General features: G+C 75.6%; 24 protein-coding genes and 1 pseudogene. 12 read left to right on the top strand and 13 right to left on the bottom strand.

The features are described from left to right. Window positions 1–48: 48 nt before the first annotated feature. From AB0D08_RS07720 to AB0D08_RS07690, 7 genes are all read right to left on the bottom strand, one after another. Window positions 49–786, bottom strand: a complete 738-nt coding sequence (locus tag AB0D08_RS07720) for an urease accessory protein UreD (RefSeq protein WP_359886883.1) — start codon at window positions 784–786, stop codon at window positions 49–51. Beyond that, a complete protein-coding gene (gene ureG / locus AB0D08_RS07715; protein ID WP_033825155.1) occupies window positions 770–1471 on the bottom strand; it encodes an urease accessory protein UreG in 702 nt (233 codons plus the stop codon). The genes AB0D08_RS07720 and ureG overlap by 17 nt, the downstream gene beginning before the upstream one ends. Continuing rightward, the gene (locus AB0D08_RS07710; RefSeq protein ID WP_033825156.1) at window positions 1461–2138 is read right to left on the bottom strand and encodes an urease accessory UreF family protein; all 678 of its coding nucleotides are present in this window, start codon (window positions 2136–2138) and stop codon (window positions 1461–1463) included. The genes ureG and AB0D08_RS07710 overlap by 11 nt, the downstream gene beginning before the upstream one ends. Further along, window positions 2139–3881: an urease subunit alpha gene (locus tag AB0D08_RS07705; RefSeq protein WP_359886880.1), complete on the bottom strand. Its 1743-nt coding sequence runs from the start codon at window positions 3879–3881 to the stop codon at window positions 2139–2141. Beyond that, window positions 3874–4185 carry an urease subunit beta gene (locus tag AB0D08_RS07700; protein WP_033825159.1) on the bottom strand — a complete coding sequence of 104 codons (312 nt, stop codon included), beginning with the start codon at window positions 4183–4185 and terminating at the stop codon, window positions 3874–3876. The genes AB0D08_RS07705 and AB0D08_RS07700 overlap by 8 nt, the downstream gene beginning before the upstream one ends. Beyond that, a complete protein-coding gene (locus tag AB0D08_RS07695) occupies window positions 4182–4484 on the bottom strand; it encodes an urease subunit gamma (protein WP_033825160.1) in 303 nt (100 codons plus the stop codon). The genes AB0D08_RS07700 and AB0D08_RS07695 overlap by 4 nt, the downstream gene beginning before the upstream one ends. A gap of 321 nt (window positions 4485–4805) precedes the next feature. Next, window positions 4806–5732 carry a TetR/AcrR family transcriptional regulator gene (locus AB0D08_RS07690; RefSeq protein WP_033825161.1) on the bottom strand — a complete coding sequence of 309 codons (927 nt, stop codon included), beginning with the start codon at window positions 5730–5732 and terminating at the stop codon, window positions 4806–4808. A gap of 77 nt (window positions 5733–5809) precedes the next feature. Here AB0D08_RS07690 and AB0D08_RS07685 point away from each other — a divergent pair, with 77 nt between their 5' ends. Continuing rightward, a complete protein-coding gene (locus AB0D08_RS07685; protein ID WP_033825162.1) occupies window positions 5810–6694 on the top strand; it encodes a siderophore-interacting protein in 885 nt (294 codons plus the stop codon). 60 nt (window positions 6695–6754) lie between these two features. Here AB0D08_RS07685 and AB0D08_RS07680 read toward each other — a convergent pair whose 3' ends face one another. Further along, window positions 6755–7306: a DUF4240 domain-containing protein gene (locus AB0D08_RS07680; RefSeq protein ID WP_033825163.1), complete on the bottom strand. Its 552-nt coding sequence runs from the start codon at window positions 7304–7306 to the stop codon at window positions 6755–6757. 66 nt (window positions 7307–7372) lie between these two features. After that, entirely contained in the window at window positions 7373–8470 is a 1098-nt protein-coding gene (locus AB0D08_RS07675) for a DUF5937 family protein (RefSeq protein WP_359886875.1), read from the bottom strand. Between the two features lie 101 nt (window positions 8471–8571). On the opposite strand from AB0D08_RS07675, the gene AB0D08_RS07670 reads away from it, so the two are divergent. Both AB0D08_RS07670 and AB0D08_RS07665 read left to right on the top strand, forming a co-directional pair. Further along, window positions 8572–9918: an MFS transporter gene (locus AB0D08_RS07670; protein ID WP_359886872.1), complete on the top strand. Its 1347-nt coding sequence runs from the start codon at window positions 8572–8574 to the stop codon at window positions 9916–9918. Between the two features lie 221 nt (window positions 9919–10139). After that, entirely contained in the window at window positions 10140–11372 is a 1233-nt protein-coding gene (locus AB0D08_RS07665; RefSeq protein ID WP_359886870.1) for a glycerophosphodiester phosphodiesterase, read from the top strand. A gap of 237 nt (window positions 11373–11609) precedes the next feature. On the opposite strand, the gene AB0D08_RS07660 is transcribed toward AB0D08_RS07665, so the two are convergent. Next, a complete protein-coding gene (locus tag AB0D08_RS07660; protein WP_033818493.1) occupies window positions 11610–11888 on the bottom strand; it encodes a hypothetical protein in 279 nt (92 codons plus the stop codon). A gap of 36 nt (window positions 11889–11924) precedes the next feature. Then, window positions 11925–12827 (bottom strand): SPFH domain-containing protein, encoded by a 903-nt coding sequence (locus AB0D08_RS07655; protein ID WP_033818502.1) that lies wholly within the window; start codon window positions 12825–12827, stop codon window positions 11925–11927. A 238-nt stretch (window positions 12828–13065) separates the two neighbouring features. Between AB0D08_RS07655 and AB0D08_RS07650 the strand changes: the two genes are divergently transcribed. The 5 genes and pseudogenes from AB0D08_RS07650 to AB0D08_RS07630 all read left to right on the top strand — a co-directional run bounded on the left by AB0D08_RS07650 (window position 13066) and on the right by AB0D08_RS07630 (window position 19922). Then, window positions 13066–13953 carry a DMT family transporter gene (locus tag AB0D08_RS07650; RefSeq protein WP_033818494.1) on the top strand — a complete coding sequence of 296 codons (888 nt, stop codon included), beginning with the start codon at window positions 13066–13068 and terminating at the stop codon, window positions 13951–13953. A 359-nt stretch (window positions 13954–14312) separates the two neighbouring features. After that, window positions 14313–14921, top strand: coding sequence for a hypothetical protein (locus AB0D08_RS07645; protein ID WP_033818495.1), 609 nt, complete (start codon window positions 14313–14315; stop codon window positions 14919–14921). Window positions 14922–15112: 191 nt separating this feature from the next. Then, complete coding sequence (sph, locus tag AB0D08_RS07640) at window positions 15113–16111, top strand: sphingomyelin phosphodiesterase (protein WP_033818496.1); 999 nt, start codon at window positions 15113–15115, stop codon at window positions 16109–16111. 108 nt (window positions 16112–16219) lie between these two features. After that, window positions 16220–18525 (top strand): annotated as a pseudogene (locus AB0D08_RS07635) (glycosyl hydrolase family 65 protein). Window positions 18526–18530: 5 nt separating this feature from the next. Then, window positions 18531–19922, top strand: a complete 1392-nt coding sequence (locus AB0D08_RS07630) for an NADP-dependent succinic semialdehyde dehydrogenase (RefSeq protein WP_033818498.1) — start codon at window positions 18531–18533, stop codon at window positions 19920–19922. Window positions 19923–19931: 9 nt separating this feature from the next. On the opposite strand, the gene AB0D08_RS07625 is transcribed toward AB0D08_RS07630, so the two are convergent. After that, window positions 19932–20216, bottom strand: a complete 285-nt coding sequence (locus AB0D08_RS07625; protein ID WP_055731231.1) for a hypothetical protein — start codon at window positions 20214–20216, stop codon at window positions 19932–19934. Window positions 20217–20350: 134 nt separating this feature from the next. Between AB0D08_RS07625 and ligD the strand changes: the two genes are divergently transcribed. The 3 genes from ligD to AB0D08_RS07610 all read left to right on the top strand — a co-directional run bounded on the left by ligD (window position 20351) and on the right by AB0D08_RS07610 (window position 22334). Further along, entirely contained in the window at window positions 20351–21277 is a 927-nt protein-coding gene (gene ligD, locus AB0D08_RS07620) for a non-homologous end-joining DNA ligase (RefSeq protein ID WP_359886925.1), read from the top strand. A gap of 87 nt (window positions 21278–21364) precedes the next feature. After that, entirely contained in the window at window positions 21365–21562 is a 198-nt protein-coding gene (locus AB0D08_RS07615; RefSeq protein ID WP_033818501.1) for a DUF1508 domain-containing protein, read from the top strand. A gap of 217 nt (window positions 21563–21779) precedes the next feature. Then, window positions 21780–22334, top strand: coding sequence for a hypothetical protein (locus AB0D08_RS07610; RefSeq protein ID WP_359886864.1), 555 nt, complete (start codon window positions 21780–21782; stop codon window positions 22332–22334). Here the strand turns inward: AB0D08_RS07610 and AB0D08_RS07605 are convergent. After that, window positions 22290–22727: a DUF488 family protein gene (locus tag AB0D08_RS07605; protein WP_051813950.1), complete on the bottom strand. Its 438-nt coding sequence runs from the start codon at window positions 22725–22727 to the stop codon at window positions 22290–22292. The genes AB0D08_RS07610 and AB0D08_RS07605 overlap by 45 nt on opposite strands. A gap of 100 nt (window positions 22728–22827) precedes the next feature. Here AB0D08_RS07605 and AB0D08_RS07600 point away from each other — a divergent pair, with 100 nt between their 5' ends. After that, complete coding sequence (locus AB0D08_RS07600; RefSeq protein ID WP_359886861.1) at window positions 22828–23922, top strand: NUDIX hydrolase; 1095 nt, start codon at window positions 22828–22830, stop codon at window positions 23920–23922. Window positions 23923–23939 lie beyond the last annotated feature (17 nt).

Below are 23939 nucleotides of genomic sequence, written 5' to 3'. Positions count from 1 at the left end.
GGACCGTAGGGCGTCCCACTGACAGCCGGGACCGACGGGCGGGCACGGTCAGCGGGCGGGCGCGGTCAGCAGGCGGCGCAGGGCCAGGGCGTCCGGGGCGAGGGCCGTGAGCAGGGTGGCGGCCGTTCCGGGGAGCATGAGCAGGGCGGCGTCGGCGTCGGGCGGGGGCGCCGGGGGTGCGGGCAGGCCGACGGTGAGCAGCTGGCCGAGGGTGCGGTGGCCGCCGAGGGAGGCCGGGCCGTCCCAGCCGGGGGCGCCCGGGCCGAGGTCGGTCTGCTGGTCGAGGATCGGGTACCCGGCCTGGTGGACCGTCAGCCGGGAGGTGAGGCGGCCGGGCGGTGCGCCGCGGGCGTGGTCGTGGTGGCGGCCGAGCACCTGCTCCTCGCGCAGGCGCAGGACGGCGCCGGGGGCCAGGGTGATGCGGGTGGTCAGCACCAGGTGGCTGCCGGTGGCGGCGACCACGGGTTCGGGCAGCCAGTCGAGGCGGGCGCCCTCCGCGACGGTGAGGTCGACGGTGAGCCGGGCGGGACCGGGCTGCGCGCCGGGGAGGCTGATGGTGGCGGCGGCGCTGGTGAGTTCGAGGACGGCGCCGGGCCGCAGCTCGGCGCGGACGGCGAGCCGGTCGCCGCCGAGCGGGGCGGCCATCGATCCGATCATGGTGACCCGGTGGCCGCGGGTGCGGCGCAGCGCGATCGGACCGGCGCCGGCCAGCACGGGCAGGGCGGTGCCACCCCGTCCGTCCGGCTCGGCGACGATCCGGGCGAGCGCCTCAAGCGTGCTGGTCAACGGCGGTCCAGGCGTGCAGCCGGGCGCGTACCCAGGCGGCGATCGGGTCGATGCCGTCGGGGGCGGCGAGGGAGCAGAACAGGGTCGGCAGGTCGCCGCGCTGGGCGGCGGCGTCGCGGGCCATCACGCCGAGGTCGGCGCCGACCAGGAGGGCGAGGTCGGTCTTGTTGATCACCAGCAGGTCGGAGGTGGAGACGCCGGGGCCGCCCTTGCGGGGGATCTTGTCGCCGCCGGAGACGTCGATGACGAAGATCTGGTGGTCGACCAGGCCGCGGCTGAAGGTGGCGGTGAGGTTGTCGCCGCCGGATTCGACCAGGATCAGGTCGAGCGGGCCGAGTGCGTCCTCCAGTTCCTCGACGGCCTCCAGGTTGGCGGAGATGTCGTCGCGGATGGCGGTGTGCGGGCAGCAGCCGGTCTCCACCGCGATGATCCGCTCGGGCGGCAGGACGGCGTTGCGCAGCAGGAACTCGGCGTCCTCGGTGGTGTAGATGTCGTTGGTGACGACGGCGAGCGAGAGTTCGTCGCGCAGGGCGCGGCAGAGCGCGGCGACGGTGGCGGTCTTGCCGGAGCCGACCGGTCCGCCGAGGCCGATCCGCAGGGCGCGGCGCCGGTCGTCGCCGGTGCGGTGGTCGGTGTAGCCGTGGTGCGCGGGGGCGTCGTGGAGGTCGACGTGGTCACGATGCAAAGAGACGCACCTTCCAGGAGGCGTGCTGCTCGGCGTAGACGTCGAGCAGGGGGGCGGAGGTGGTGGGCAGGTCGCCGGTCCGGGCGGCGGCCAGCGCGTCGGCGGCGACCGCGTCCAGCTGCGGGCCGAGCCGGGCGAGTGCGGCCGCGACCTGGTAGGGGTCGAGGCCGAGCAGCCGGACGCAGGCGGTGGCCGGGCCGTTGACGCTCTCGTACGCGGCGAGGGCGGCGGCCTGGCCGGGTCCGAGTCCGGCGGCGCGTGCGGTGACGCCGAGCGCGACGCTCTGGTGGGCGCCGCGCGGGTGGCGGTGGTGGAGGGTGTCGAGGGCGGGGTGCGGCCAGGCGGCGCGGGCCGCGCGCAGGAGCTGGCGGCCCAGGCGCCGGCTGGTGGCGCGCTGGGCGGGCGAGGGGGTGCGGGCGTCGGCGGCCCGGTCCAGCGTGTCGAGGTCGGGGTCGACGTCGGCCGCGGCGGCGGCGAGGGCTGCCGCGACCAGTCCGGTGGTGTGCAGTCGGCCGGTGAGGAAGGCCGTCATGCTCGGTACGTCGTGGATCCGGCCGGCCTTGACGGCGGCCTCGGCGCCGCCGGAGTGGGCGTGGCCGCCGGCCGGGAAGCGGCCGTCGGCGAGCAGTAGCAGGGCGGACACCGGCGGCATCGGGGCGGTGGTCATCTAGAAGAGGAAGTACCGCTGCGCGAGCGGCAGTTCGGTGGCCGGGGCGGGAGTGACCGGCTCGCCGTCGATGGTCACGGTGAAGGTGTCGGGGTCCACCCGGACGTCGGGGCGGGCGGTGTTGTTGACCATGTGGTCCTTGGTGACGGCCCGGGTGCTGCGGATCGGCCGGAACGCCTTGCCGAGGGCGAGCCGCTCCGGGAGCCCGTCGTCGATCGCGGCCTGGGCGGTGAAGTTGACGGAGTTGGCGGCCGGGGCCCGGCCGGTGGCGCCGAACATCGGCCGCGGCAGCAGGGGTTGGGGGGTGGGGATGGAGGCGTTGGCATCGCCCATCTGCGCCCACGCGATCTGGCCGCCCTTGAGCACCAGGTCGGGTTTGACCCCGAAGAAGGCGGGCGACCAGAGCACCAGGTCGGCGAGCTTCCCCGGTTCGACCGAGCCGATCTCGTGGTCCACGCCCTGGGCGACGGCCGGGTTGACGGTGTACTTGGCGACGTAGCGGCGCGCCCGGTGGTTGTCGGCCCGCCCGTCGCCGGGCAGCGCGCCGCGGCGCCGCTTCATCACGTGCGCGGTCTGCCAGGTGCGCATCACCACCTCGCCGATCCGGCCCATCGCCTGGGAGTCGGAGCTGATGATGGAGATCGCACCCAGGTCGTGCAGGACGTCCTCGGCGGCGATGGTGGAGGGGCGGATCCGGGACTCCGCGAAGGCCAGGTCCTCGGGGACGTGCGGGCTGAGGTGGTGGCAGACCATCAGCATGTCGAGGTGTTCGTCGACGGTGTTGACGGTGTGCGGGCGGGTCGGATTGGTCGAGCTGGGCAGCACGTTGGGCTGCGAGACCACGGTGATGATGTCGGGGGCGTGGCCGCCGCCCGCGCCCTCGGTGTGGTAGGCGTGGATGCCGCGCCCGGCGATCGCGGCCAGGGTATCGGCGACGAACCCGGCCTCGTTCAAGGTGTCGGTGTGGATGGCCAGTTGGGCGCCGGTGAGGTCGCAGACCCGCAGGCAGGCGTCGATCGCGGCGGGGGTCGCCCCCCAGTCCTCGTGGATCTTGAAGCCGAGCGCCCCGGCGCGCAGCTGGTCGTGCATGGACTCGGTGTTGACGGTGTTGCCGCGGCCGAGCAGGCCGATGTTGACCGGCAGGCCGTCCATGGCCTCGAACATCCGGGCCAGGTGCCAGCGGCCCGGGGTGATGGTGGTCGCCTTGCTGCCCTCGGCCGGGCCGGTGCCGCCGCCGATCAGGGTGGTGACGCCGGAGGCGAGCGCCTCGTCCACCAACTGCGGGCAGATGAAGTGCACATGGGCGTCGACCGCACCGGCGGTGAGGATCTTGCCGTTGCCGGAGATCACCTCGGTCTCCGGGCCGATCACCAGCTCCGGGTGGACGCCGTCCATGGTCTCCGGGTTGCCCGCCTTGCCGAGCGCGGTGATCCGGCCGTCCCGGATGCCGATGTCGGCCTTGACCACGCCCCAGTGGTCGAGCACCACCGCGCCGGTGATCACGGTGTCGGGCGTGCCGTCGGCGCGGCCGGCCCGGGACTGGCCCATCGACTCCCGGATCACCTTGCCGCCGCCGAACACCGCCTCGTCGCCGCCGGCGCTGCGGTCCTCCTCGACCTCGATCAGCAGGTCGGTGTCGGCCAGCCGGATCCGGTCGCCGACCGTCGGCCCGTACAGGTCGGCGTAGCGTTCGCGGGACAGGTGCAGCGCGTGGCCGCTCGCGTGCGCCGGGCGGTCAGCCATCGAGCGCTCCGGCGACCTCGCCGCGCAGCCCGTACACCTCGCGGCGGCCGGCGATCGGGACCAGCTCGACCTCCATCGGGATGCCCGGCTCGAAGCGGACGGCGGTGCCGGCCGGGACGTTCAACCGCAGGCCGTACGCGGCCCGGCGGTCGAACTCCAGGCCGGGGTTGGCCTCGGCGAAGTGGTAGTGGGAACCGACCTGCACCGGGCGGTCGGCCGCGTTGACGGCGGTCAGCCGGGTCACCGGCCGGCCGGCGTTGAGGCCGATCTCCCCGTCGCCGTACAGGATCTCACCGGGGGTCACAGGATCGGTCCGTGCACGGTGACCAGCTTGGTCCCGTCCGGGAAGGTCGCCTCGACCTGGACGTCCGGGATCATCTCGGCGATCCCCTCCATCACGTCCTTGCGGCCCAGCACCTGACGGCCGGACTCCATCAGCTCGGCGACCGTGCGGCCGTCCCGGGCGCCCTCCAGTACGTGCGAGGTGATCAGGGCCACCGCCTCGGGGTGGTTGAGCCGCAGGCCGCGGGCGCGGCGGGCGCGGGCCACGTCGGCGGCCACGTGGACGAGCAGGCGCTCCTGCTCGTGGGGGGTGAGCTTCATCGGCGCGTACCTCGGGTGGGAAGGTCACGGTGGGGGCGGGCACCGCACTGTGCCCCGAGCGCTCCCCCCGGCCCGCGCGGTACGGCTGCGCGGTGCGGCTGCGCCGACGGCCGTCGCGCGCTGACGGGCGGCCCGTCCGGCGCGACCGCCCCCGGGCTGGTACGCGGGAGGATCCGGTCTCGTGGCGGTTACGGTAGCCGACGAACTTCCCGGCTCCAACGCCCTCACCGGGCCACGGCCGGTGAATTTACCCAGAATTGCCACAGCACCGGTGGTCCGTGCCGACGCCTGAAACATTCCGGCGGCGGCGGGCGGCGCGGGTCAGTCGGGGCGGGCCGCGGGATCCGGCCCGGCGGCCGCGACCGCCGCCGCGAGGCCGTCCAGCAGCAGGACCAGCCCGGCCCGGAAGGTCGCCGCGGCCTCGCCTTCCAGGTACGGGACTGGCTCGCCGTCCGCGCCACGGTCGGGCGGGCCGAAATCGGCCGCGCGGTCCTGCTCCACGGCCGTCAGCAGCGGGTAGCGCTCGGCGAAGTCCGGCGCCAGCTCCGGCAGCAGGGACGCCCGCGCGAACCACCACTGCTCGTCCGACACCCCGGTCGCCGCCGCGGCCTGTCGGGACTCGGCCACCGCCTGCGCCGATCCGCGGACGTGGTTGACCAGCACGCCGGCGGCCCGGCGCAGCACCCCGGCGCCGAGACCGGTCCCGGCGAGGGCCCGCAGCAGCGCCTCCACCACCGCGTACTCGTTGGGTCCGAGCACCGGCCTGGCCTGCGAGATCAGCAGGACCCAGGGGTGGCGGAGGTGGAAGGCCCAGCAGCGCTCGGCCCAGCGGGTGACGTCCGCCCGCCAGGACGGTCCGGCCGGGTGCGGCGGGAGTCCACGGCCGACCGCAGTGCCGGGCTCGGGCTCGGCGGGCGCCGGCTCGGCGGTGGGCCCGGGTTCGGCGGACAGGTCGGCGAGCAGTTCGGCCAGCACCCGGTCGTGCATCAGGTCGAGCAGTTCGCCCTTGCCGGGGACGTAGGTGTAGAGGGCCATCGCGGTGCGCCCGAGGCGCTCGCCGACGGCGCGCATGGACAGCGCGGCCATCCCCTGTTCGTCGGCGACCGCGATGCCCGCGTCGACCACCGCGCCGACGCTGAGGGCGGGCTTGGGTCCCGGGCCGGTGCGCGGCCGGTCGGCCGGGCCCGGGGGGAGCCAGAGCAGGGCCATCGAGCGGCGGGGGTCGCCCTGCCCGGCGAATACCGTCACCGCACATCTCCTTATGTCGTAAAGTGGCGCAGCCGAGAGGATCTCTTTACGGCATAAAGATATCAGGAGGAGGGCTCATGGAGCAGCTGCCGGTATCACTGATCCGAGTGACGGCGGTCAACCGGATCACCCCGCGTACGACGCGGGTGACCTTCACCGCCCCGGCCCTGGCCGAGCTCGGCGAGGGCTGGCCCGACCAGCAGATGAAGCTCTGCTTCCCCCGGCCCGGCCAGGCCGGGCCGAGGCTCCCGGCGGCCGAACCGGACGGCGACGTGATGCGCTGGTACCAGGCGTTCCTGGCGATCCCCGAGCACGAGCGTCCGTGGATGCGCAGCTTCACCGTCCGCGCCCGCCGCCCCCACCGCGCCGAGATCGACGTCGACTTCGTCCTGCACGGCGACTGCGGCCCGGCCGGCCGATGGGCGGCCGCCGCCGCGTCCGGCGACGTGCTGGGCATGGTCGGCCCCTCCGCCGCGTACGCCCGGGCGCCCCGACCCGCCGACTGGCTGCTGCTGGCCGGGGACGAGACCGCGCTGCCCGCCGTCGCCGGGCTGGCGGAGGCGCTGCCGGAGGGCGCGCGGGCCATCGCGTACCTGGAGGTCGCCGACCGCGACGAGGAGCAACCCTTCCCCACCCGAGGCGAGTTGACCGTGCACTGGCTGCACCGCGACGGCGTCCCGGCGGGCCGGGGCACCGCGCTGGTCGACGCGGTACGCGGCGCGCTGCTGCCGCCGGGCACCGGGTCCGCCTGGCTGGCCGGGGAGGCCGGCACCGTCCGGGCTCTGCGGCGGCACCTGGTCGGCGAACGCCGCCTGGACCGCCGGTCGGTGGAGTTCGCCGGGTACTGGCGGCTCGACCTCACCCAGGACGACGCCCCGACCCCCGAGGACCTCGCCGAGGCCGGCGAGCGGCTGGCGGACCTCCGGGCCGACGGCGACGCGCCGGGCGTCGCCGGCGCATGAGAGCAGGCGGCAGGGGAACGGGCGGCCGGCGGAGGACCGGCCCGGGAGCCCCGGCCGCCGCTACTCGGCGAGGAGCGCCGTGAGCCGGGGCAGCCGGGCCGCCATCTCGGCGTCGTCGTCGAAGTCCCAGAAGCCGCCACCGTCACCGTCTCCACCGCCCGGCGTGGGGTAGGTGATGGTGAAGGCGTCGTCGGGGAGTTCGCTTCCGGTGGCCGCGAGGTGGGCGTCCCAGGCGATGCCCAGGGCCTCCTCGCACTCCAGTTCCGCCGACCCGGCCACCGCCGCCCGCACGGCGGGCAGTCCGGCCAGCGTGTCGGGCCGCTCGACGGCGCATTCGAAGGCTTCCCGGCCCTGGGTGATCAGCCAGCCGCGGAAGTAGTCGAAGCCGTCGTCGGAGCAGCCGCCGTTGAGCAGGTAGGCGGCGGCCCACAGCGGGGTCCGGTAGGACTCGGCCATCAGGTCCCAGAACACCTGCTGAGCCGCGAGGATCTCCGCGCGCGGCCGGGCGGCGAGCAGACCGGCGGCCCGCTCGGCCACCGCCTCGCCGTCGGACGGGTCGAGAACGCCTCCACGGGCAACCGCGATCAACTGCCAGAACTCCGCCTTGTCCATGGCCCCGAGCCTGCCACCCGGCACCGACAGCCCCGGCCCGACAGCGGCCGGCCACCCTCCGGACGGCTACCGCAGGACGGCCTCCAGCAGGTCGGCGCCGAGCCGCCCACTGGTCGTCAGGTCGAGCCGGTGGAGCAGGTAGCGGCCGCGCCGGGAGGTGCTGAGCAGGCCGGCCTTGCGCAGGACGGCGAGGTGGCGGGAGACCTCGGGGGCGGTGAGCTGCCAGGCCTCGGCCAGTTCCCCGGTGGTGTGCGCGCCGCGGGCCATGGTGCGGGCCAGCCGCAGCCGTACCGGGTGGGCGAGCGCCTCCAGCCGTTGCTGGACCAGGGCCAGCGAGACCGGTTCGGGCAGGCCCGGTTCGGCGACCGGGTACTGCAGGACGGGCCGCCAGCCGCGGGCGTACACGACCACCAGGTGCGGGCGGCCGAAGGCGGTGGGGATGAAGGTGACGCCGCCCGCGCCGACCGCGCTGGTGGAGTTGTCCTGCAGCTTGTCGACGACGATGCGGGCCGGACCGGCCTCCTCCGCGTGGTGGGCGACGGCGGGCGAGATCGACGCCAGCGCCTCGGCGGGACCGCGCCGGGCGAGCAGATCCGCCTTGTGCCGGGCGTCGGCCGCCAGCCCGGGCAGGACCTGCCGCCAGGCGTCGGCGAAGAACGCCTCCGCGCAGTCCTCCAGCAGCCGGCGGATCCGCGCGCGGACGGCCGGCGGGTCGGTGAGCAGCCGGTCCGCGAACGCCGCCTGCCGGGGACCGCGGGCCAGCGCGAGGTCGCGGGCGCGCTCCCGGGCCGCCGGGTCGGCCAGCGGGGAGCGGGAGCGCAGGGACAGCCGGGAGGAGCCGCAGGTCGCGACCAGGGAGGCGGCGGCGTACGTCTCGTCGTCGAGCCGGTCAACGGCGTCGAGTTCATCGGCGAGGCTCGCGCCGGGCAGGCCGGGGACCAGGAAGTCGGCCCGGGAGGAGCGCCACAGGAAGTCCGCCTCCAGCAGCCGGTCGGCCAGTTCGGGGCAGATCGCGGCCGTGGTCGCGGCGGCCCAGCCGTGCAGGTCCGGGTGGTGCGCGGGCTCGGCGAGCACGTGCAGCATCGCGGACAGTTCGGCGAGCGGCGAGGGGGTGAAGAGCAGCCGCTCGGGCGGCAGTCCGGTGATGTCGATGGTCAGGCTCACCCGGCCGATCCTCGCAGGTGGACCGGCGCGGGCCGACGCCGGTTGACGAAAACCGTCAACCCGCGTGCCCGGGCGGGCGGACCGGACGCAGGGTGACGCCCATGACCGTGATCGACGAGAAACCCGCCCCCGCTCCGTGCCCCGCCCCGACCTCCCGCCCCGGGCCCGCCGCGCGCCCGGGACGCGGCGGGCCCGGCGCCGTCCGCTCGCTGGCGGCGGCGGGCGGCGCCCGGTACGCGGTGGCGCTGGTGGTGGACGCGCTGGGGGCCGGCCTGCTGCGGCCGTTCCTGCTGCTGTACGGCGTGAGCGTGCTCGGGCTGAACGCCGGACGGGCCGGGCTGGCACTGTCGTCGGGCATGCTCGCCGGGCTGGCCGTGGTGCCGCTGACCGGCCGTTGGATCGACCGCGGTGCCCGGAGCCGGCCGGTCGCGGCGACCCTGCTGGTCCGGGCGGCCGGCGTGGGGGTGCTGCTGACGGCACCCGGCACGGGGGCGTTCACGGCGGCGGCCGTGCTGCTGGGCATCGGCAGCCAGTCCTGGCCGACCACGCACGCGGCGATGGTGGCGACGCTCGCGGACGGCCGGGTCCGCGACACCGCGCTGGCGGCCGGACGTTCGCTGCGCAACGCCGGTCTGGGCGCGGGCGCGCTGATCGCCACGGTGGCGCTGGCCGGCGGCGCGGGCACCCTGCGGGCGCTGGCGGCACTCACCGCCGCGGGCTGTCTGCTGGCGGCCGGGCTGGTGCTGTCGATGCGGGTGACTGCGGAGCGAGCGGAACGGGCGGCACCCGCGCAGGCCCCCGGGACCGCGGCGCCCGGGAAGGCCGTGCCGGGCACCGCCGGTCCCGGCCGGCCGGGACGGCTGGGACGGCTGGGACGGCTGGGACGGCTGGGACGGCTGGGACGGCTGAGCCTGGCCAACCTGCCGTTCGCGTTCTGCTTCGACGTCCTGGAGGTCGCGCTGCCCGCCCTCCTGGTGACCCGGCTGCACGCCTCCCCCGCCTGGTCGTCCGGGATCTTCGTCGGCAACACGCTGCTGGTGATCACGGCTCAGGTGGCGGTCGTGACCCGCCTGGCGCGGTACCCGCGCCGGACCGTGTTCGGCGCGGCGGGCTGGCTGCTCGCCCTGTCCTACCTGGGGTTCTGGGCCGGCGGCGGCCTCGGCGGTACCGCTGGTGCGGCCGCGGTGGCGGGCGTCTCGGTGCTGTACACCTTCGGCGAGATCCTCTACGCCGGGTCCGGTACGGCGCTGGTGGTGGCCGAGGCGCCGCCGCACCTGCTGGGCCGGGCGCTGGCCCGCTGGGAACTGTCCACCGGTCTCGGCCGGGCCGCCGCGCCGGCCGCCCTGACCGCCCTGCTCGCGGTCGGCCCGGGCGCCCTGTGGGCGGTCCTCGCCGGCTGCACGGCCCTGGCGGCGGTGGCGGTACGGCGCCTCGGCCCTGCCGCCTGACCCGGCCGCCCCGGACCCGGCCGACCGACCCGGCACCGCCGGGTGGCCGGAACACCGCCACCGCACCACCTCGGCGCGGGCCTCGGGAGTAGGGTCCGACGGGTTGTCATGCATTCGGCACCGGTTGGCGGCCGGTTCGTCCCGGGTTCACCGGCCGGTCCGGCCGCGGCGCCTAGGGTGCGGGTCGGAATGCGCCGGAACTCCAGCAGGGAGCACAGCACATGACGAACCGTCCGACCGAGGAACAGTCCTCCCGCCGCTCGTTCCTGCGCGCAACCGGGGCCGTCGGCCTCGGGGTGGCCGCGCTGGGGGCCGCGGGTGCGGGCGAGGCCGCCGCCGATGACGCGTCCGGTCCGCAGCCCTCCGCCGCTCAGCGGCCGGCCGCCGGCACCCGGCCGCCGGTGCACACCGGAACCGGCCTCGACCGGCTGCCGCACCCGCTGGTCATCGGCCACCGCGGCGCCAGCGGCTACCGTCCCGAGCACACCCTCGGCTCGTACGAGCTGGCGCTGGAGCTGGGCGCCGACGTCATCGAGCAGGACCTGGTGCCGACCAAGGACGGCCAGCTGGTGGTCCGGCACGAGAACAACATCGCCGAGACCACCGACGTCGCCGACCACCCCGAGTTCGCGGGCCGCCGGACCACAAAGACGGTCGACGGGGTGGCGCTGACCGGCTGGTTCACCGAGGACTTCACCCTCGCCGAGCTGCGCACCCTGCGCGCCAAGGAGCGCCTGCCGCAGCAGCGCCAGCGCAACACCCTGTACGACGGCCGGTGGCCGATCCCGACCTTCCGCGAGGTCATCGAGTTCGCCGCGCGCCGCTCGCGCACCCTCGGCCGCGACGTGTGGCTGTACGTCGAGACCAAGCACCCCAGCTACTTCCGCTCGATCGGCCTCCCGCTGGAGGAGCGGCTCGCCGACGAGCTCCGCCGCGCCGGGCTGGCGGGCCGGCAGGGCCGGGCGATCCTGCAGTCCTTCGAGCCGAGCAGCCTCCAGCGCCTCGCCGAGCTGGTCGGCAACCCGCGGATCCAGCTGCTGAGCGGCCCCACCACCCAGCCGTACGACTTCGTGCTGGCCGGGGACAAGCGCACCGTCGCCGACCTGGTCACCCCCGACGGGCTGCGCTGGCTGGCCACCTTCTCGCACGGCCTGGGGCCGACCACCGAGCTGATCGCCCCGACCGACCCGGCCACCGGCCGGCTCAAGCCGCCGACCACCCTGGTCGCGGACGCCCACCGGGCCGGGCTGGTGCTGCACCCGTGGACGGTCCGCAACGAGAACGGCTTCCTGCCCGCCGACTTCCGCCACGGCACCGACCCGGCGGCCTACGGCGACGCGATCGGCTGGGCGCGGCGGCTGTACGACCTCGGCGTGGACGGCTTCTTCACCGACAACTCCGACACCAGCGTGCTGGCCCGCGCGGACTTCTGGGCCTCCCACGGGGTGGGCTGACACCGGGTCACGGCCGGCGCGTCCACTCCGGGCCGCCGGCCGTCCCACGTTCCGGTGGCTCGCGACCGGCCGGGGCATGCGGGCGGGGCGGTGGTGGAAGGTCCGTCGCAGCAGCACCGACCGCCCCGCACCGGGAGGACGCCCATGCCCGCCGGCCACCTGTCCGACCTCGCCCGCCGCCCCGACCGGTCCTCCGTCACCCGGCCCTTGGCGTCGCCGACCCAGCCACCGGCGGCGCTACGGCTGCCCGCCGTCCGGCCCGTCCGGCCCTCCCGGGTCCGTCCTCCCGCCGGACGGTTCCTCCGGCGGGCCGGGAGCGGGGCTCCTCGGTGGCCGGCCGCGGGCCGGGATCCGGGCGACGCCGCCCGGCATCCGGCCGCCGTCGGTCAGCGCCCGGCGCAGCAGGAACTCGATCTGCGCGTTGGTGCTGCGCAGTTCGTCGGCGGCCCAGCGGGCGAGGGCGTCGTGGACGGCCGGGTCCAGCCGCAGCAGGATCTTCTTGCGCTCGGTCGCCACCTGACCACCTCGTCCACTGCTCGGTCCACTGCTCGGTCACTGGTACAGGGAGCCGGTGTTGACCACCGGCTGGGTGCCCCGGTCGCCGCAGAGGACGACCAGCAGGTTGCTGACCATCGCGGCCTTGCGCTCCTCGTCCAGCTCGACCACGTTGTCCTCGGCGAGGCGATCCAGCGCGAGGTTCACCATGCCGACCGCGCCCTCCACGATCAGGCGGCGGGCCGCGACGACGGCGCCCGCCTGCTGCCGCTGCAGCATGACCTGCGCCACCTCGGGAGCGTAGGCGAGGCGGGTGATCCGGGACTCGACGACCCGCACACCGGCGGAGGCGACCCGGGCATCGATCTCGGCGGACAGCGTGCGGGTGATCTCGTCGGCGCTGTCGCGCAGCGACATCTGGCCCTCGGTGTGCGCGTCGTAGGGGTAGCTGTTGGCGATGTGCCGGACGGCGGTCTCGGTCTGGATGGCCACGAACTCGACGAAGTCGTCGACCTCGTAGAGGGCCTTCGCGGTGTCCTCCACCTGCCAGACGACCACGGCGGCGATCTGGATCGGGTTGCCGTCGGCGTCGTTGACCTTGGCGGTCTCGGTCTCGTGGTTGCGGATCCGGGTGGAGATCAGGCGGCGGCTGGTGAAGGGGTTGAGCCAGGTCAGCCCGTCGGCCCGGACGGTGCCGCGGTACCGGCCGAGCAGCTGGACCACCCTGGCCTGGCCGGGGGAGACGGCGGTGAGCCCGCGGGAGACCAGCACCCCGCCGACGAACAGCAGCGGGCCGACGGAGACCAGGGTGGCGCCGAGCGCCGAGGGGTCGCCCGCCTGGGTGGCTATGCCCCAGACCGTGAGGCCCGCACCGCCGAAGATCAGCAGCAGGCTGAGCACCATCATCGGCAGCCCCGCCGCGCCGGTGATCACGCGTTCGGTGACCCGGGGCGCGGGCATCTCGACGCCGAAGCCCTCGACGGCGGCGGGTTCGGCTTGCGGTACGGACATGGCGGTCTGCTCCTCGGGACGGTACGGCACGTAACTATCATAGTGATATCACTTAACCTCGGCGCCGGGAACTCCCCCGCCGCCCGGCACGGAGACCGTCGAGGTGTGGCCCCGCCGCGGCCCGCCGCAAGATGGTGGATGACGGCCGTCCGACCCACCGGCCGGTACCAGGCGCCAGGAGAGGCCCGTGCACATCCCCCTCGCCGTGCTGTTCGCGCTGCTGACCATGCTCAGCAACGCACTCGCCGTGGTGCTCCAGCGCAAGGCCGCGCAACGGGTACCGCTGCACGAGGGGCTCGGCCGGGGGCTGATGGCCGGGCTGGTCCGCCAGCGGGTCTGGCTCGGGGGCATGCTGGCGGTCCTGGCCGCGGCCTGCTTCCAGGCGCTGGCGCTGGGCAACGGGCCGCTCTCGGTGGTGCAGCCGATCTTCGTGCTCGAACTCCCGGCCGCGCTGCTGCTGGGCAGCGTGATCCTGCGCCGCGGCCTGCCGCCGGACGCCTGGCGGGCAGCGGGTTTCGTCACGGTCGGCCTGGGCGTCGCGCTCGGGGCGGCCTCCCCCACCCCGGGCGACACCCAGGCACCGATGACCCGCTGGCTGGTCGCACTGGCCTGCTGTCTGGGCTCCGCCGCCGCCCTAACCGTCTCGGCCGCCCGGCGCCGTCCGGGCCCGGCCAGGGCCGCCGCCCTCGCCCTGGCCGCCGCGCTGTGCTACGCCCTGACGGCGGCGCTGCTGAAGTCGGCCGCCCAGACCTGGGAGACCGACGGCGCCGCCGGCTTCTTCACCGCCTGGCAGACCTACGGCTTCGCCGCGGTGGGCGTCACGGCGCTGTTCCTGCTGCAGCACGCCCTCCAGTCCGGCCCGCTGACCTTCTCCCAGCCCGCCCTGATCCTCGGCGACGCCGGCACGAGCGTGGCGCTGGGCGTGCTGCTCTACGACGAGCAGCTGCGCGGCGGCTGGTGGGTGGTGCCGGAGGTGATCGGGCTGATGCTGATCATGGCCGGGATCGTGCTGCTCAGCCGCTCCAGCGCGGCCCGGAACCTGATCGGCCCGGAAGGCTCGGCGGAGCGGGCGTAGCACCCGCGCGAACGGCCCCGCGGGCGGCCCAGCAGGCGGCCCAGCAGGCGGCTCTGCAGGCGACCCTTCGGGCGGCCCCCGGCGGTCCGCGCCCGGACGCCCGGACATCGGCCGGGACCACCCCTTGACGAGGGTCCCGACCGTCCCGACCGTCCCGGCGCGCCCGGCGCCGGCCGGTGCTGGGCACCCGCCCCGGCGGCCCCGCCGAAGGCCCCGAGCCCGGGCGCCGGACCGGCCTCGGCCCGCCCCCGGTCGGGCGAGTCCCGATCGCGCGGGGCCCTGACGGGGTGTGACTGTGGGGGGACGAGGCAGGGGACGGCTCTGCCGTGGACCCGGGTGGATTCGTGGACAGAAGGTACGTGGGCAGGGCCGCGGGGACGCGGGGCGGCCGCCGGCAGGCGCTGGCCGCGGTGGCGCTGGTGGTGGGGGCGTTCGGCGTGGTCGTGGCGTGCGACTCCTCCGGTTCCGGCGGTTCGGCGGCGAGCAGCTCGGCCTTCTCCCCGAACCCGTCCGGCTTCTCCGGCTCACCGCCGTCGGCGCTGTCCTCGCTGGCCTCCTCCGCCAAGTCCGAGGTGTCGTCCGCGGCCGCCTCGCTCTCGGCGGCCGCGTCCTCGTTCGCCGCCTCCGCCTCGGCGGAGGCGAGCCGGGGCCGGGCCGCGGCGGAGTCGGCGCTGGCCACCGCCGCCGGGCGCGGCAACGTCACCTCGGGCGTCACCATCACCGGGGTGCCGAAGGCCAGTTCCGGCGGCCTGAACGCCGCGGTGGTCACGGTGGTGAACACCACCTCCTCCCAGGCCTCGTACGCGGTGCGGGTCAACTTCTCGGACCCCTCCGGCAACGTGGTGGACACCAGCGTCCTCAGTTTCGAGAACGTCGCGCCGGGGGCGACGGCGAAGGAGACCGCGTTCAGCACCAAGTCGCCCGACCAGACGCTGGTGCCCACGGTGGCGCAGGCCGAGCGCTACTGAGGCGGGGCCGAAGGGTGTCCGGATGCCCGGCAGGGGCGCCCGGACACCCTTCGGCTACTGCCGAGTAGGGCTGTTTCGGCCGAGTTCACCTGATGCTCGACCGGCGTCTTGAAGGGCGTGGATCAGCGCGAGTTGACTACACAACACCTCGTCGACTGACGAGCCCCCGACAAGACTTAGCGGAGCATCTGATGCCCCAGTCCACGAGCCGCCGCACCCTGCGCCTGGCCGCCGCCGTCTGCACGGCGGCGGCGCTGCTCTCCCCGCTGGCCACCGCCCCCGCCTCCGCGGCCGCCGCCGAGAGCGCGCCCCTGACCGCTCCGCCGCTGAACGTGCTGACGTACAACACCTTCCTGATGAGCACCAGCCTGTACCCGAACTGGGGCCAGGACTACCGGGCCAAGGCCATCGCCGGGGCGGACTTCTTCCAGGGCCACGACGTGGTGGTGCTCCAGGAGGCGTTCGACAACGCGGCCTCCGACGCGCTCGCCGCCAAGGCCGCCGCGGCCTACCCGCACCAGACCCCGGTGGTCGGCCGGTCCAAGAGCGGGTGGGACGCCACCAGCGGCAGCTACAGCTCGACCACGCCCGAGGACGGCGGCGTGACGCTGCTCAGCAAGTGGCCGATCCTGCGCAAGGAGCAGTACATCTTCAAGGACGCCTGCGGCGCCGACTGGTGGTCGAACAAGGGCTTCGTGTACGCCGTCCTGAACGTCAACGGCCTGCGCACCCACGTGGTCGGCACCCACCTGCAGTCCACCGACACCGGCTGCTCCAGCGGCGAGCCCGCCACCGTCCGGGCCGCGCAGCTCACCGCGATGCGGGCGTTCCTGGACGCCAAGCAGATCCCGGCGAACGAGCCGATCGTGCTGGCCGGCGACCTCAACATCAACTCGCACGACTCCGAGTACCCGGCCCTGCTGGCCAACGGCAACCTCGCGCCCGCCTCCCAGCGGACCGGCTGGACCAACTCCTTCGACACCGTCGACAACTCCATCGCGGCCTACCGCTACCCCGGTGAGCCCAAGGAGGACCTGGACTACGTGCTGTACCGGGCCGACCACGCCCGCCCGCAGCAGTACACCAACCAGGTGTACCGCTTCCACAGCACCCCGTGGACGGTCAGCAGCTGGGGCAAGAGCTACACCTACAGCGACCTCTCCGACCACTACCCGGTGATCGCGGGCTGACCCGGCCCACCCCGGCCCCGGGCGGCGCGTCGTACAGGCGCCCGGGGCCGATCCGGGGGAGGGTGGTCGCATGGCCTGTCCGCCGACGACCGCGGGAGGTGCGGCGGCGTGATCCTCCACCCCGCGTACCCCGTCGATCCCTGGTGCCTGCGCGAGACTTCGCTGGACCTCGACGTGCTGGCGCAGAGCGAGTCGCTGTTCGCGCTCTCCAACGGGCACCTCGGCTGGCGCGGCACCCTGGACGAGGGCGAGCCGCTCGGCCTGCCCGGCTGCTACCTCAACGGCGTCTTCGAGCAGGAGCCCGGCTGCGACGGCGAGCCCGGCGAGCGGGTGCTCGACGTCCCGGACGGCCGCCTGGTGCGGCTGCTGGTCGACGACGAACCGTTCGACCTGCGCTACGGCCGGCTGCACCGCCACCGGCGCACCCTCGACCTGCGCAACGGCGTCCTGGAGCGGGACGTGGAGTGGACCGCGCCCTCCGGCCGCACCGTCCGGATCACCACCTCCCGGCTGGTCTCGCTCAGCCAGCGGGCGGTCGGCGCGATCGGCTACCGGGTGGAACCCGTCGACGGGCCCGCCCGGATCGTCCTGCAGTCCGAACTGCTCGCCACCGCCGACGCCCTGGAGCCCGAGGACGCCGCCGCCGACGGCACCCGGCTGCACCTGCTGCACCGCACCCGGCGCAGCGGCCAGCGGATCGCCGTCGCCGCCGAGCACACCGTGGACGGGCCGCCCGGCACCGCCACCGCCGTCGAGTACGGTCCCGGGCTGGCCCGCCTGACCGTGACCGCCTCGCTCCGGCCCGGCCAGGCGCTGCGGCTGGACAAGCTGGTCGCGCACGGCTGGTCCGCGGTCCGCTCCCGGCATGCCGTGCGCAGCCAGGTGGACGCGGCCCTGGCCCGCGCCGCGGCGACCGGACGGCAGGCGCTGGCCGAGGAGCAGCGGGCCGTGCTGGCCGGCTTCTGGGGCAGCGCCGACGTCGAGGTGGACGGGGACGCGGAGGTCCAGCAGGCCGTCCGGTTCGCGCTGTTCCAGCTATTCCAGGCGGGCGCGCGGGCCGAGCAGCGGGCCCTCGCCGCGAAGGGCCTGACCGGGCCCGGCCACGACGGGCACTGCTTCTGGGACACCGAGACCCACGTCCTGCCGGTGCTCACCTACACCGCGCCGCAGCTGGTCGCGCAGGCGCTGCGCTGGCGGCACGCCACCCTGCCCGCCGCGCGCCGCCGGGCCCGCCGGCTGGGGCTCGCGGGCGCCGCCTTCCCGTGCCGGACCATCGACGGCGAGGAGTGCGGCCCGCACCGGCCGGCCGACGCGGCCGCGTTCCACGTCAACGCCGGGATCGCCGACGCGGTGGTGCACTACACGGCGGCCACCGAGACCTGGTGCTGGACCGCGAGGCCGGGCTCGAACTGCTGGTCCACACCGCCCGGCTGTGGCGCTCGCTCGGCCACCACGACCCGGCCGGGGTGTTCCACCTGGACGGCGTGAGCGGGCCGGACGAGTACGGCGGCACCGCCGACGACAACCTGTACACCAACCTGATGGCCCAGCAGAACCTGCGGGCCGCCGCCGACGCCGCCGAGCGCAACGCGGACCTGGCGGTGGCGCTCGGGGTCAGCGACGAGGAGACCGCCGCCTGGCGGGACGCCGCGCTGCACCTGGCGGTGCCGTTCGACGAGCGGCTCGGCGTGCACGAGCAGTCGGCGGGCTTCACCCGGCACCAGCGCTGGGACTTCGCCGCCACCGGGCCCGGCGGGTACCCGCTGCTGCGCCACCACCCGTACTTCCAGCTGCAGCGTCGGCAGGTGGTGCAGCAGCCGGACCTGGTGCTGGCACTGTTCCGGCGCGGCGAGGCGTTCGGGCCGGAGCAGCGGGCCAGGGACTTCGCCTACTACGAGGAGCTGACCGTCCGGGACTCGCCGATCGCGGCCGGGGTGCAGGCGGTGCTGGCGGCGGAGACCGGGTACCCGGAGCTGGCGTACGACTACCTGGCCGAGACCGCGCTGCTGGACCTCGGCTCCACCGCGCACGACCTGCGCGACGGGCTGCGGCTGGCGGCGCTGGCCGGGACCTGGCTGGCGCTGGTGGCCGGGTTCGGCGGGCTGCGGCACCAGGGCGACGTGCTGTCGTTCGCGCCGCGGCTGCCGCCGGGCCTGGCCCGGCTGGCGTTCACCGTCCAGTTCCAGCGCCGCACACTGCGCGTGGAGGTGACCGCCGACCGGGCCGGGTACACCCTGCTGGAGGGCGCCGAGATCCAGCTGTGGCACCACGGCGAACCGCTGACCATCACCCGGGACACGCCCGCGCACCGGCCCGTACCGGCGCTGCCCGGGCGGCCCGCCCCCACCCAGCCGGCCGGTCGCCGGCCCCGCAACCGGCGCCGGTCGGCGGACCGCGCCGGCAGACAGGAGTGACCCAGATGCCCATCGCCACCGTCAACCCCGCCACCGGCGAGCTGTTGGAGGCCTTCACCCCGCTCGACCACCAGGAGCTGGAGCTGCGCCTGGCCCGCGCCGCGGCCACCTTCGAGGGGTACCGCACGACCGGCTTCGCCGACCGGGCGGCGATGCTGCACCGGGCCGCCGACCTGCTGGACGAGGAGCAGGAGCGGATCGCCCGGACCATGACCACCGAGATGGGCAAGCCGATCGGCTCGGCCCGCGCGGAGGCCGCCAAGTGCGCCAAGGCGATGCGCTGGTACGCCGACCGGGCGCCCCTGCTGCTGGCGGACGAGCACCCGGCGCAGGCCGACGTGGCCGACTCCGGGGCGTCCTCGGTGTACGTGCGCTACCGGCCACTGGGTGTGGTGCTGGCGGTGATGCCGTGGAACTTCCCGCTCTGGCAGGTGGTCAGGTTCGCGGCCCCCGCCCTGATGGCGGGCAACGTCGGGCTGCTCAAGCACGCCTCGAACGTGCCCCGCACCGCGCTGTTCCTGGAGGAACTGTTCGCCCGGGCCGGGTTCCCGGCGGGCTGCTTCCAGACCCTGCTGATCGAGTCCGGCGCGGTGGAGGGCGTGGTCCGCGACCCGCGGGTGGCGGCGGTGACGCTGACCGGCAGCGAGGGCGCCGGCCGGGCGGTCGCGGCCGCCGCCGGGGACGAGGTGAAGAAGACGGTGCTGGAGCTCGGCGGCAGCGACCCGTTCGTGGTGCTGCCCTCCGCCGACCTCGAGCAGGCCGTCAGGTGGGCGGTGACCGCCCGGGTGCAGAACAACGGCCAGTCCTGCATCGCGGCCAAGCGCTTCATCGTGCACACCGAGGTGTACGACGCGTTCGCCGCCGCGTTCATCGAGCGGATGGGTGCGCTGAAGGTCGGCGACCCGCAGGTGGAGGACATCGAGGTCGGACCGCTGGCGACCCGCCAGGGCCGCGCCGACCTGGAGGAGCTGGTGCAGGACGCGCTCGCGCTCGGCGCGGTGGCGGAGTGCGGCGGCGAGCGGCCGGCCGGTCTGGACGAGGGCTGGTACTACCGGCCGACAGTGCTGAGCGGGGTGACGTCCGCGATGCGGATCCACCACGAGGAGGCGTTCGGTCCGGTCGCGACGCTGTACCGGGCCGGGAGCCTCGACGAGGCGCTGACGCTGGCCAACGACACCCCGTTCGGGCTGAGTTCCAACGTGTGGACCGCCGACGCCGCCGAGCGTGACCGCTGCGTGCGCGACCTGCGGGCCGGCGGGGTGTTCTTCAACGGCATGACCGCCTCGCACCCCGCCTTCCCGTTCGGCGGTGTCAAGCGTTCCGGCTACGGCCGGGAGCTGTCGGCCCACGGCATCCGGGAGTTCTGCAACATCACCACCGTCTGGCTGGGGCGCTGAGCACCCCGATCACGCCACCGGGTACGGATGCGGCGGCTGCCCCAGCCTGGGGTGGCCGACCGCCCAGCCGGCCGTCAGCACCACCGTGGTCAGCCAGATCGCGCTCATCACGGCCAGCGCCACCGGGTCGTTCAGCTGCACCACGATCAGGGTCGCCCCGATCGCCAGGCCCCACCAGAACGCCAGCGCCAGCGCCGGGGTGTGCCGCAGCGCCGTGGTCAACCGCCTGTGCAGCGGAGCGGGCTTGCGGTGTGTCGGGCCGTGGAGCTGTCCGAGGTCGTAGGTCGTAACCATGGCGCCCACCTCCTGGGTCTGCCGCACCTGGTCCGTGCGCCGTCCCCCTGGTGACCACGATAGGGCCGCCCGGGTGATGCGGCGTGCCGAGCCGGGGGCCGGGCGGGTACCGCTCCCCCGTGGAGATCCATCCGATGCTGGCCACCGCGAGCGACCGGCGCGACTTCGACGGCGGCTGGCTGCTGGAACGCAAGCTCGACGGCATCCGGGCGCTCGCCCGGCGGGACGCCGGCGGGGTGCGGCTGCTGTCGCGCACCGGCAAGCCGCTCGGCGAGCGCTACCCGGAGCTGGTCGAGGCGCTGGCCGCCCAGCCGGTCCCCGAGTACACCGTCGACGGCGAGATCGTCGCGCTGGCCGGCGGGGCCACCAGCTTCGCCCGGCTGCAGCAGCGGATGCAGCTGCGCGACCCGCGGGCGGCGGCGGCCGCGGGCGTGCAGGTCACCTACTTCCTGTTCGACCTGCTGGACCTGTTCGGCCACGACACCACCGCGCTGGCCCTGACCGATCGCAAGGAACTGCTGCGGGAGTCGCTGGTCTACGGCGAGCGGCTGCGCTTCACCGAGCACCGGCGGGCCGACGGCCCGGTCCCGCTCGCCGAGGCGTGCGCGCAGGGCTGGGAGGGGCTGATCGCCAAACGGGCCGACAGCCGCTACCTGCCGCGGCGCTCCGCCGACTGGCTGAAGCTCAAGTGCGAGGCGGGTCAGGAGCTGGTGGTCGGCGGCTTCACCGACCCGGCCGGCAGCCGCGCCGGGTTCGGCGCCCTGCTGCTCGGCTACCACGAGGGCGGGCGGCTGCGGTACGCCGGGAAGGTCGGCACCGGCTTCGACACCCGCACGCTGCTGGCCCTGCGGGGCGCACTGGACGCGCTGGCGCAGCCGGACAGCCCGTTCGGCGGGCCGATGCCGGAGCGCCGGGTGCACTGGGTGGCACCGCGCCTGGTGGTGCAGGTCGGCTTCACCGAGTGGACCAGGGACGGGCGGCTGCGCCAGCCCCGCTTCCTCGGGCTGCGCCCCGACCGGCCGGCCGCGGAGGTGGTGCGGGAGTACCCGCTGCGGGGGTGACCCGTCCGACGGCGCCCGGGGTGCGCGGGTACCGGGGTCCGCCTAGGTTGCCGCTGGGGGGCGGTCCTACAAGAGGTGGAGACGTCCATGGCAGGGAAGTTCGAGATCTACCAGGATTCCGCGGGCAACCACAGGTTCCGGCTCAAGGCGAGCAACGGGTCCGTCGTGGTGACCGGCGACCCGGAGGAGTCGCTCGAGAAGTGCATGAAGAGCATCGAGTCGCTCCGCAAGCTGGCGCCGTACGCGCAGGTCCAGGAGGTTTCGCAGGCGCAGGCCCTGGCCTGAGCGCCCCGCTCGCCCGCACGGGCGCACCCGGGCCGGCCACCGTCGCGGTGGCCGGCCCGGCGGCGTGCCCGGGGCCGGTGGGCGGCCCGCAGCCGTGCATGGGATCTCCGCGAAAGCCTCACAGCCGGTACCTGTCGGGGCCCGCCGTGCCGTACGTAGGGTCCCTGACAGGTCGCGCACAAAATGCGCGGGCCTTGAGGCGACCCGGAAAGCTGACATGGACCACGGCAGCCCGAACTACTGCGTACCGTGCCGACGGCACCTGAACGGCGCGTTCTCCTGCCCCGGCTGCGGGGCCCCGGCGAGCGACTTCGTCCCGCTGCCGGCGGCCGCGCCCGAGGCCGCGCTGCGGCCCGCCGGCCGCGCCAGGCGCCGTACCGGGCGGGGACGCCGGATCGTGCTGATCACGGCGGCGGGGCTGGTGATCGGCGGCGCCGGGGTGGTCGCGCTGGCCGCGCCGCAGGACGACGGCGCCGCCCGGCCCGGGAGCGCCCCCACCGAGGAGCACCAGGCGCCGGTCATGCCCAGCCTGTCGCCGGTGGCGGTCTCCGCCCCGCCGAGCCCGTCCGCGACGGCCAGAGCGAGCCGCAGCGCCAGGCCGAGCGCGTCCGCGTCGGCGTCCACCGCCCCGGCCACCGCGTCCCGCGGGCCGGTCTCCCCCACCGCGCCGGCGCCCGCGCCGACCAGCGCCGCGCCGACCGGCCAGACCCCCACCACCCCGGCCCCCTCACCCACCCGGACCTGCAAGCCGATCCTGTTCTGGTGCAGCTGAGCGGCCGCCGAGCAGTTCGGCCAGCACCGGGAGGTGGCTCGGCTCCAGGTCGTGGGTGGCGGTCAGCAGGGTGAGCCGGCCGCCCGCGAGCTCGCGCAGCCGCCGCAGCGCCGCCGCGTGCGCCGGGTCGGCGAGCTCCGCGAGGTAGCGGAGGCGGAACTCCTCGTACCGCTCCGGCCGGTGCCCGTACCAGCGGCGCAGGCCGTCGCTCGGGGCGGCGTCGCGCAGCCACTCGTCGAAGAGTCCGGCGTCCTTGCGCACCCCGCGCGGCCAGAGCCGGTCGACCAGCACCCGGTGGCCCTCGGCGGCGGCGGGTTCGTCGTGGATCCTGCGCAGGGCGACGGTCACGGGCACTCCTCGGGCGGTGGGGCGGCGGTGTTCGGCTGCGGGCATCCTCGCGCGGACCGCGCCCGGACGCGTGCGCGCACGCCGTGGTGTCCTGCATGCTGTCCGCAACGGAACGCGACGGGCGGTACCGCGACAGGGGGCGTGTGTGACAACGAGTCAGCCGGCGGACGGGGACGGCCGTGACCTGCTCGCGGCGGCCGGTGTGCTGTTCACCGACGAGCGGGGGCGGCTGCTGGTGGTGCGGGTGTCCTACGCGGCCGAGCACCCGGTGGAGATCCCGGGCGGCGGCTGGGAGGACGCGGACGGCTCGCCGCGCGAGACCGCCCGGCGCGAGATCGAGGAGGAGCTCGGCATCACCCCCCGGCTCGGGCCGCTGGCCTGCCTGGACTGGTCGCTGGACGGGGACCGCCCGCCGATCGCCGCGTTCCTCTACTGGGCGGACCCGCTGACCGCGGCGCAGCTGGCGGCGGTCCGGCTGGAGGAGCGGGAGCTCGGCTGGTACGGGTACCTGGCGCCGGAGCTGGCCGCGTCCGCGCTGCCGCCGCTGCTGTCGCGGCGGGTGACGGCCTGTCTGCGGGCGCCGCGGTCGGCCGGGCCGCTGGAGCTGGAGGTCGGGCACCCGGCCGGCCACACCAGGGCCCACCTCGCGCCGGCGCCGCCCGCCGCGTACACCGGCGCGGCCGCCCTGCCCGGGCCGGGCGCGGCGCCGCGGCCGGCGCCCGCTCCGCCGATGGACCGGGAGACCTACCTGGCGACCCGGCCGAGGATCCGGGCGAAGGCGCGGATGCTGTTCACCGATCCCGAGGGGCGGATCCTGCTGGTCCGGTTGCGGCCGCGGGCGGGCGATCTCGGTCCGTACTGGGTGCTGCCCGGCGGCAGTGTGGAGGCGGACCGGGAGCTGCCGCGGCAGGCGGCCCGCCGGGAGATCCGCGAGGAGCTGGGCTGGGAGTGCGAGGTGGGCCGGCTGCTGGCGCTGGACTGGGTGCCCGCCGAGGCGGACCGGCCGGGTGACCGGGCGCGGCTGGTGCACGTCTACGACGGCGGGACGCTCGCCGCCGGGCGGCTCGCGACCGCGCGGCTGCAGCCGGCCGAGCTGGCCGAGGCGCGGATGTTCACACCGGACGGCGCCCGCGAGGTGCTCCCGGGGCCGTCCTGGGCGCGGATCGCCGGGGCGCTGGCCGCCCGGGACGGCGACGGCGGGCCGGCCGAGCTGGTCCAGGGGGTGCCGGCCGCGCCGTGAGCGGCCGGGCCCCGCGG

The sequence above is a fragment of the Kitasatospora sp. NPDC048540 genome (genome assembly GCF_040651175.1).
In the GTDB taxonomy this organism is placed as follows: domain Bacteria; phylum Actinomycetota; class Actinomycetes; order Streptomycetales; family Streptomycetaceae; genus Kitasatospora.
This window is presented reverse-complemented; position numbering and strand designations above follow the sequence as displayed.

Excerpts from the sequence above, each read along its gene's own strand:
- AB0D08_RS07710 (WP_033825156.1), bottom strand. The coding sequence starts at position 2,138 with ATGACCACCGCCCCGATGCCGCCGGTGTCCGCCCTGCTACTGCTCGCC.
- AB0D08_RS07705 (WP_359886880.1), bottom strand. The coding sequence starts at position 3,881 with ATGGCTGACCGCCCGGCGCACGCGAGCGGCCACGCGCTGCACCTGTCC.
- AB0D08_RS07695 (WP_033825160.1), bottom strand. The coding sequence starts at position 4,484 with ATGAAGCTCACCCCCCACGAGCAGGAGCGCCTGCTCGTCCACGTGGCC.
- AB0D08_RS07685 (WP_033825162.1), top strand. The coding sequence starts at position 5,810 with ATGGAGCAGCTGCCGGTATCACTGATCCGAGTGACGGCGGTCAACCGG.
- AB0D08_RS07680 (WP_033825163.1), bottom strand. The coding sequence starts at position 7,306 with ATGGACAAGGCGGAGTTCTGGCAGTTGATCGCGGTTGCCCGTGGAGGC.
- AB0D08_RS07670 (WP_359886872.1), top strand. The coding sequence starts at position 8,572 with ATGACCGTGATCGACGAGAAACCCGCCCCCGCTCCGTGCCCCGCCCCG.
- AB0D08_RS07665 (WP_359886870.1), top strand. The coding sequence starts at position 10,140 with ATGACGAACCGTCCGACCGAGGAACAGTCCTCCCGCCGCTCGTTCCTG.
- AB0D08_RS07655 (WP_033818502.1), bottom strand. The coding sequence starts at position 12,827 with ATGCCCGCGCCCCGGGTCACCGAACGCGTGATCACCGGCGCGGCGGGG.
- sph (WP_033818496.1), top strand. The coding sequence starts at position 15,113 with ATGCCCCAGTCCACGAGCCGCCGCACCCTGCGCCTGGCCGCCGCCGTC.
- AB0D08_RS07630 (WP_033818498.1), top strand. The coding sequence starts at position 18,531 with ATGCCCATCGCCACCGTCAACCCCGCCACCGGCGAGCTGTTGGAGGCC.
- AB0D08_RS07625 (WP_055731231.1), bottom strand. The coding sequence starts at position 20,216 with ATGGTTACGACCTACGACCTCGGACAGCTCCACGGCCCGACACACCGC.
- ligD (WP_359886925.1), top strand. The coding sequence starts at position 20,351 with ATGCTGGCCACCGCGAGCGACCGGCGCGACTTCGACGGCGGCTGGCTG.
- AB0D08_RS07615 (WP_033818501.1), top strand. The coding sequence starts at position 21,365 with ATGGCAGGGAAGTTCGAGATCTACCAGGATTCCGCGGGCAACCACAGG.
- AB0D08_RS07610 (WP_359886864.1), top strand. The coding sequence starts at position 21,780 with ATGGACCACGGCAGCCCGAACTACTGCGTACCGTGCCGACGGCACCTG.
- AB0D08_RS07605 (WP_051813950.1), bottom strand. The coding sequence starts at position 22,727 with ATGCCCGCAGCCGAACACCGCCGCCCCACCGCCCGAGGAGTGCCCGTG.